At 69.6% G+C, this 7,398-nt stretch carries 8 protein-coding genes; 6 read left to right on the forward strand and 2 right to left on the reverse strand.

The features are described 5' to 3' along the window. The first annotated feature begins 14 nt into the window (after positions 1–14). The 6 genes from BMG07_RS14980 (at position 15) to BMG07_RS15005 (ending at position 6,207) form a co-directional block, all read left to right on the forward strand. Positions 15–779, forward strand: coding sequence for an SDR family NAD(P)-dependent oxidoreductase (locus tag BMG07_RS14980; protein ID WP_198085236.1), 765 nt, complete (start codon positions 15–17; stop codon positions 777–779). Continuing rightward, complete coding sequence (locus tag BMG07_RS14985; protein WP_198085237.1) at positions 776–1,669, forward strand: 3-keto-5-aminohexanoate cleavage protein; 894 nt, start codon at positions 776–778, stop codon at positions 1,667–1,669. Before BMG07_RS14980 ends, BMG07_RS14985 begins: the two co-directional genes overlap by 4 nt. A 339-nt stretch (positions 1,670–2,008) precedes the next feature. Continuing rightward, positions 2,009–3,016 (forward strand): zinc-binding alcohol dehydrogenase family protein, encoded by a 1,008-nt coding sequence (locus tag BMG07_RS14990; RefSeq protein WP_269758992.1) that lies wholly within the window; start codon positions 2,009–2,011, stop codon positions 3,014–3,016. 29 nt (positions 3,017–3,045) lie between these two features. Further along, a complete protein-coding gene (locus tag BMG07_RS14995) occupies positions 3,046–3,402 on the forward strand; it encodes a cupin domain-containing protein (protein ID WP_198085238.1) in 357 nt (118 codons plus the stop codon). A gap of 61 nt (positions 3,403–3,463) precedes the next feature. Further along, positions 3,464–4,456, forward strand: a complete 993-nt coding sequence (locus BMG07_RS15000; protein WP_198085239.1) for a tripartite tricarboxylate transporter substrate binding protein — start codon at positions 3,464–3,466, stop codon at positions 4,454–4,456. A 113-nt stretch (positions 4,457–4,569) separates the two neighbouring features. Further along, positions 4,570–6,207 (forward strand): amidohydrolase, encoded by a 1,638-nt coding sequence (locus tag BMG07_RS15005; RefSeq protein ID WP_307866968.1) that lies wholly within the window; start codon positions 4,570–4,572, stop codon positions 6,205–6,207. On the opposite strand, the gene BMG07_RS15010 is transcribed toward BMG07_RS15005, so the two are convergent. Beyond that, positions 6,208–6,606, reverse strand: a complete 399-nt coding sequence (locus BMG07_RS15010) for a RidA family protein (RefSeq protein WP_198085240.1) — start codon at positions 6,604–6,606, stop codon at positions 6,208–6,210. Positions 6,607–6,697: 91 nt separating this feature from the next. Continuing rightward, positions 6,698–7,273, reverse strand: a complete 576-nt coding sequence (locus BMG07_RS15015; protein ID WP_198085241.1) for a uracil-DNA glycosylase family protein — start codon at positions 7,271–7,273, stop codon at positions 6,698–6,700. Positions 7,274–7,398 lie beyond the last annotated feature (125 nt).

The raw sequence follows: 7,398 nt of genomic DNA on the forward strand, positions 1-7,398 counted from the left end.
CCACATCCATCACCATGAGCTTCGATCCTGTTTCCAGACTCGACGGCAAGGTCGCCGTCATCACCGGCGGTTTAGGCGCCATCGGCTACGCCACGGCCACGCGGCTGGCCGCGCTCGGCGCGACCTGCGTGCTGCTGCACCGCAAGGGCGACGACGCGGCCGCGCGCGCCGCCGCCCTGCCCTCTGCCCACGGCCAGCGCCACACGGCGATCCGCGCCGACATCGTCGACTCGGCGAGCCTGAATGCCGCCGCCGCCGAGGTGAAGGCCACGTTCGGGCGCTGCGACATCCTGGTCAACAGCGCGGGCCACACGCAGCCCGTGCCGGCCGCCGACCTCGACGCGCTGACCGACGAGCTCATCGACGACATCGTGCGCGCCAACTTCCGCGGCGTGTTCGCGACCATCCGCGCCTTTGCGCCGATGCTCAAGGCCAGCGGCGACGGGCTGGTGGCCAACATCTCGTCCATCGCGGGCTTCACGGGCGTGGGCAGCAACCTGGCCTACGTGGCGGCCAAGGCCGGGCTCGACGTGGTGGGCGACGCGCTGGCCAAGGCGCTGGCGCCGGCGGTGCGCGTGGTGTCGGTGTCGCCGGGCGCGGTGGAATCGGGCTTCGTGCCCGGGCGCGGCGCGGAGTTCGCGAACAAGATGGCCAGCACCACGCCGCTGGGCCGCATCGGCCTGCCCGACGACGTGGCCGCCACGGTCGAGGCGCTGGCCACCACGCTGCGCTTCGTGACGGGCACGCGCATCGTGGTCGACGGAGGGCGCCACCTGTGAGCGCCGCTACCAAGACGCTCATCACCTGCGCGGTCACGGGCAACCTCGTGAAGCCGGAGCAGACGCCGCACCTGCCGATCACGCCGGTGCAGATCGCCGACGAATGCCTGGCGGCGGCCGAGGCCGGCGCGGCGCAGGTGCATATTCATGTGCGCCATCCGGAGACGGGCAAGCCGTCGATGGAGGTCGAGCTGTACCGCGAGGTGGTCGAGCGCATCCGCCGCGAGAACCGCGAGCTGATCGTCAACCTCACGACCGGGCCCGGCGGGCGCTTCGTTCCGGGCGAAGACGACCCGAAGGTGGCCGCGCCGGGCACCACGCTGCTGCCGCCCGAGAAGCGCGTGGAGCACATCGCGCTCATCAAGCCCGACGTGTGTTCGCTCGACCTCAACACGATGAACTCGGGCCCCGACGTGGTCATCAACACGCCGAGGAATGTGCGGCGCATGGCGAAGGTGATGCGCGAGGCGGGCGTGAAGCCGGAGCTGGAAATTTTCGATTCGGGCGACATCAACCTGGCGCTCGACCTGATCGCCGACGGCACGCTCGACGGGCCGGCCATGTGGACCTTCGTGCTCGGCGTGAAGTACGGCTTCGCACCCACGCCGGAGACGCTGCTCTACGCCCGCAACATGTTGCCGCGCGGCGCGTTCTGGAGCGCCTTCGGCATCGGCCGCATGGAGTTCCCGATCGTCGCGCAGTCGTGGCTGCTGGGCGGCCATGTGCGCGTGGGCATGGAAGACAACATCTACCTCGAAAAGGGCGTGCTCGCCGAGAGCAATGCGCAGCTCGTGGCCAAGGCACGAGACATTCTCTTGAGCCTGGGCGGTGAAGTAGCGAATCCGCGTGAGGCGCGTGCGATGTTGGGGCTGCCGGTTGGGCGGGGCTAGCGTGGCCCCCTGCATCTCTTGTTTTGCGTCCGGTCGTTCAGGGCGCGATCACGCCGACGGGGTGCCTTGCTCCGCGAATGTCCCCCGGCCTGCGGCCTCCTCCTTTATTTCGCTGCGCAAGGCACCCCATCGACGTGACCGTTATGCGGAGCGGTCGTTGATCGGCGAGCACCAGCAGCGTGCCCAAGTGCACAGGGCATCGGGTGCTCCCCGCAGCGAAATAAAGGAGGAGGGGCGAAGCCCCGGGGGACATTCGCGGAGGGGAGTACCCGGTGTCCTGTGCACACGCCCTGAACAGCAGCACAAGCAATCCAAAACACAGCAAGCAGGAATCCAAAGATGAACGTCGCTGCCATGCACACGACCCACACCTCCCGCGCATTGCGGGTGAACGAAAAAGCCGCCAACCTCGATGCGCTGCAACTGCACGCCGCGCCGCAGGCCGAACCGACGCCGCCTGCCGGCCACGCGGTGGTACGCATCGCCGCCGCTGCAGTGAACCCCAGCGACGTCAAGGCGACGCTGGGCATCATGCCGCAGGCCGTGTGGCCACGGACCCCGGGGCGCGACTTCGCGGGCACGGTCGTGAGCGGGCCGTCTGAATGGATCGGGCGCGAGGTCTATGGCTCCGGCGGCGATGTCGGCATCACGCGTGACGGCTCGCATGCGCGTTATCTCGTGCTGCCCGAACAGGCGCTGCGCGCCAAGCCCCAGGGCATCTCGATGGACGAAGCCGGCGCGGTGGGCGTGCCCTTCGTGACCGCTTATGAAGGCTTTCGGCGCAGCGGCATGCCGCAGGCGGGGCAGACGGTGCTGGTGCTCGGCGCCAACGGCAAGGTCGGGCAGGCTGCTGTTCAACTGGCTTCACAAGCCGGCGCCCGCGTGATCGCGGTGCAGCGGCACGCGGGGCCGTTCGAGGGCTTTGCCAGCGGGGCCGTCGATGTGATCGATGCGCGCCACCACGCCGACGTGGGCGCGCAGGTGCGCGAACTGACCGACGGGCGCGGCGCGCACATCGTCTACAACACCGTGGGCAGCGCCTACTTCGAGGCCGCCAACAAGGCGATGGCCAAGGGCGCGACGCAGATCTTCATCGCCACGCACGAGCGCGCAGTGCCCTTCGACATCTTCGCGTTCTACCGGGGCATGCACACCTTCGTGGGCATCGACTCGCTGGCCATGGACTGCATCGCCAGCACCGCGCAGCTCGACGCCATGCGCGACGGCTTCGAGCGCGGCACGTTGAAGCCCTTTCCCGTGGCACGCGGCTTCACGCTCGACGAAGCGATCGACGCCTATCGGCTGGTGCTCTCGGGCAGCACCGACCGCGTCGTGCTGCGGCCCTGAACCACCCCCTCCCTCCTGGAGCACACCCCATGCACGTGACCCGTTTCAGCGAGGCGCCGCACTATGAGGCGCCCAATCATTTCGACATGCGCTGCCTGCGCCTGCAAGGCAAGGAAGCCGGCCCCTCGACGCAGATGTGGATGGGCATGAGCCAGATCCTGCCGGGCGGCCACACCGGGCTCGACGGCTCGCCGATGGAAAAGCTCTACCTCGTGCTCGAAGGCCAGTTGCACGTGGTCGGCGAGATCGACGGCGCGCACCAGGAAGACGTGCTCCAGGCCTACGACAGCTGCCGCTTCGCGCCCGGTGAAAAGCGCCAGCTGGAGAACCGCACGAACCGGCCGGTGCTGGTCGCGCTGGTGATGCCGCACGCGCCGCCCGCCTAGCGCCTCCCCTTTTTTCCAGTCATTCATTGCTCGACCAATTAAATCAACGGAGACAAGACGCATGAAGAAGACATTCACCTGGAGCCGCAGGCAGGCGCTGGCGGCGGCGGCCACGGCACTCGCGGCCTGCGCGCTCACCGGCGCGCACGCGCAGGGCCCCTGGCCGGGCACGCAGCCCATCAAGCTGGTCGTGCCGTTCACGGCGGGCAGCGGCACCGACATCGTCGCGCGGCTCGTGGCCGAGAAGCTCGGGCCGGCGCTGGGCACCAGCGTCATCGTGGACAACAAGCCCGGCGCGGGCGGCACGCTGGGCGCGGCCATCACGGCCAAGTCGCCGGCCGACGGCTACACGCTGCTGGTGCACTCGGCGGGCCACCTCGTGAACCCGTGGATCTACAAGGGCCTGTCCTACGACACGCTCAAGGACTTCACCGGCATCACGCCCATGGCCAGCCTGCCCAACGTGCTGGTGACGGCGCCGTCGCACTTCAGCGACGTGAAAGACCTCGTGGCCAAGGTCAAGGCCAAGCCCGGCGGCTTCAACTACGGCTCGGCGGGCAACGGCTCGGCCACGCACATGAACGCCGAGGTGTTCCGCCTCGCGGCCGGCATCGACGCGCAGCACGTGCCCTTTCGCGGCACGCCCGAGGCCATGACCGAGGTGATGGCCGGGCGCGTCGACTGGTTCTTCGCGCCGATGGTGTCGGCCCTGCCGCTCATCAAGACCGGCAAACTGCAGGCGCTGGCCGTGGGCACGGGCAAGCGCTCGTCGGCGCTGCCCGATGCGCCGACGACGGTGGAAGCCGGCGTGCCGGGCTCCGAGTACCTGTTCTGGGTCGGGCTGTTCGCGCCCGCGAAAACGCCGCAGCCGGTGGTCGACCGCCTGCAGGCCGAGGTCGCGAAGATCATGGTGTCGCCCGAGCTGAAGGAGCGGCTCGAAAAGCTCGGCGCCGAGCCCTTCACCATGTCGTCGGCGCAGTTCAACAAGTTCATCGTCGACGAGACCGGCAAGGCCCAGCAGGTGGTCAAGGCCGCGAGCATCAAGGTCGACTGATGAAGCTCAACCCCAGTCTTCGCGCACTTCGTGTCGCTACGCCAACCCCCTTGCAGGGAGCGACACCCGCGGCCCGGCAAAGCCGGTTTTGCGGTGTCCCTGGCAAGGGACTGGTGCTTGCCAGCCTCTTCGCCCTGACCCTTGCCGCGCAGGCGCAACCGGCAGACCTGGTCGTCACCCACGCAAAGATCGTCACGCTCGACGCCGCCGGCACCACCGCGCAGGCGCTCGCGGTGCGGGACGGCCGCATCGTGGCCGTCGGCAACGCCGCGCAGATGCGCGCGCTCTCTGGCCCCGCCACGCGCACCGTGGACGCGGGCGGGCGCACCGTCATTCCGGGCCTGATCGACTCGCACATGCACGCGGTGCGCGCCGCGCTGAGCTACTCGACCGAGGTCAACTGGATCGGCGCGGGCACCATCGCCGAGGCCATGGCGCGCATCCGCACGGCCGCCGCCAACGCACGCCCCGGCGGCTGGCTGATCGTGGCCGGCGGCTGGACCGAGCAGCAGTTCGCCGAGCGCCGCCGCCCGACGCTGGCCGAGCTGCAGGAGGCCGCGCCCGACCATCCCGTGTACGTGCAGCTCTTCTACGAAGCGGTGGTGATGACGCCGAAGGCGCTCCAGGCGCTGGGCGTTCCCGCCGGCACCCTGCCCGCTGGCATGAAGCCTTCGCCCGACGGCGCGCCGGGCTGGATGACCGGCGACATCGTCGGCATCTCGGCGCTGTTCGACAAGCTGCCCAAGCCCACCTACGCCGACAACGTGGCCGGTACGCGCGCCTTCTTCACCGAGCTGAACCGGCTCGGCATCACGGGCCTGGTGGACCCGGGTGGCTTCAGCATCGCGCCCTCGCAGTACGCGGCGCTGTTCGAGCTGTGGCGCGAGAAGGCGCTGACGCTGCGCGTGGCCTACAGCGTGTTCGCGCAGAAGCCCGGCGCCGAGCTGCAGGAGTTTCGCGACCTCACGCAGATGCTGCCGATGGGCTTCGGCGACGACATGCTCAAGTTCAACGGCCTGGGTGAACGCGTGACGCTCGCGATGTACAACAACAACTTCCCCGACGAAGCGGTGAAGGCGAAGTTCTACGAGCTCGTGCGATGGGCGGCGCAGCGCAAGCTCGCCGTCACCATCCACTGGCAGGAGAACGGCTCGGTCGACCACCTGCTGGGCCTGTACGAGAAGCTGAACGCCGAAGTGCCGATCAAGGACCTGCGCTGGTCGATCGCGCACCTGGACGACGCCTCCCCCGAGACGCTGGCGCGCATGAAGGCGCTGGGCATCGGCTGGACCATGCAGGACGCGATGTACTTCCAGGGCGACCGCATGCTCGCCGTGCGCGGCGACGCGGCGCGGCGCATGCCGCCCATCGGCACCGCGCTGCGCGCCGGCGTGAACGTGGGCGCAGGCACCGACGCGCACCGCGTGGCCTCGTACAACCCCTTCGTCGCCTTGCAGTGGATGCTCGACGGCAAGACGGTGAGCGGCAAGGCCATGCGCGGCCCCGACGAAACGCCCACGCGCGAGCAGGCGCTGCGCCTGTATACGGCGGGCAGCGCGTGGTTCAGCTTCGACGAGAACCGGCGCGGCACGCTGGAGGTCGGCAAGCTCGCGGACTTCGCGGTGCTCGACCAGGACTTTCTGGCCGTGCCGGTGGAACGCATCGGCAAGACGACGTCGCTGATGACGGTGGTGGGCGGGCGCGTGGTGTACGCGGCGCGGCCCTTTGATGCCGCGGCCTCGGCGCAGTAGTTATCGCGTGGCCGCGACGCAGTCGATCTCGATGTCGAACTTCCCCGGCCACGCGGGCACGCAGACGAAGATGCGCGCGGGCGGGTCGTTCGGAAAGTAGCGCGCATAGATGGCGTTGACCGCCGCGAACTTCTCGACCGAGGTGCAATACACGTTGCACTTGAGCACGTGGCCGAGCGAGGAGCCGGCGGTCTCCAGGCACAGCCTGAGCTGCTCGAGCACCAGCTCGGCCTGCCGCTCGAGCGAGGCGTCGAGCACCACCTGCCCGGTGGCCGGGTCGAACGGCGGCAGGCCCGACACGTACACCGTGTCGCCGTGGCGCGTGGCGACCGAGACCGGGGCCTTCCAGTTGTCCAGCCAGGTCGACAGCGGTTCGACACGGATGACTTCGCGTTGCATGGGGTGCGCTTTCTTCCGAGGGGTGAGATGCCGCCGATGATGTCGGCGAAGGCACCGCCTCGCTTCGCTCCCCGACGAAGGATGGCGTGCGTCAGCCGCTGAGCGCTTGTCGCACGCGCTCGCGCAGCACCGGCAGCACATCGCTCTCGAACCACGGGTGGTGCTGGAACCAGCCGGTGTTGCGCGGCGACGGATGCGGCAGCGGAATGAAGCGCGGCGCGTAGTCGGCAAAGGCCTCGACCGTCTCGGTCACGTTGGCGCGCGCGGTCTTGCCCAGGAAGTGGCGCTGCGCGTACTGGCCGATGAGCAGCGTCAGCGCGACGCGCGGCATCTGCGCGAGCAGCTTGTGTTGCCACAGCGGCGCGCACTCCTTGCGCGGCGGCAGGTCGCCGCTGGTGCCTCGGCCGGGGTAGCAGTAACCCATCGGCATGAGCGCGATGCGCGCCGCGTCGTAGAAGGTGTCGCGATCGACGCCGAGCCAGCGGCGCAGTTGCTCGCCGCTCTTGTCGTCCCACGGCACGCCGGTCTTGTGAACGGTGAGACTGGGCGCCTGGCCGACGATCAGCAGCCGCGCGCCGGCGCTGGCCTGCACCACGGGGCGCGGCCCCAGCGGCAGGTGTTCGGCGCAGACGCGGCAGTTGCGGATCTCGGCGAGCAGCGCGTCCACGACGCCTCAGCCGGCAAAGGGGCGGAAGAAGGCGTTGAGCTCGCGCCCGGCGCGGCGTCGGCGAAGCCGTCGAAGCGGCCGCCTTCCGCCAGCGTGCGCGCGGCGCGCATGAAGCCGCCCCAGGC

The sequence above is a fragment of the Variovorax sp. E3 genome (genome assembly GCF_016082275.1).
GTDB lineage: Bacteria > Pseudomonadota > Gammaproteobacteria > Burkholderiales > Burkholderiaceae_C > Variovorax.

Coding starts and splice junctions, on each gene's coding strand:
- BMG07_RS14980 (WP_198085236.1), top strand. CDS start 15: ATGAGCTTCGATCCTGTTTCCAGACTCGACGGCAAGGTCGCCGTCATC.
- BMG07_RS14990 (WP_269758992.1), top strand. CDS start 2,009: ATGAACGTCGCTGCCATGCACACGACCCACACCTCCCGCGCATTGCGG.
- BMG07_RS14995 (WP_198085238.1), top strand. CDS start 3,046: ATGCACGTGACCCGTTTCAGCGAGGCGCCGCACTATGAGGCGCCCAAT.
- BMG07_RS15000 (WP_198085239.1), top strand. CDS start 3,464: ATGAAGAAGACATTCACCTGGAGCCGCAGGCAGGCGCTGGCGGCGGCG.
- BMG07_RS15010 (WP_198085240.1), bottom strand. CDS start 6,606: ATGCAACGCGAAGTCATCCGTGTCGAACCGCTGTCGACCTGGCTGGAC.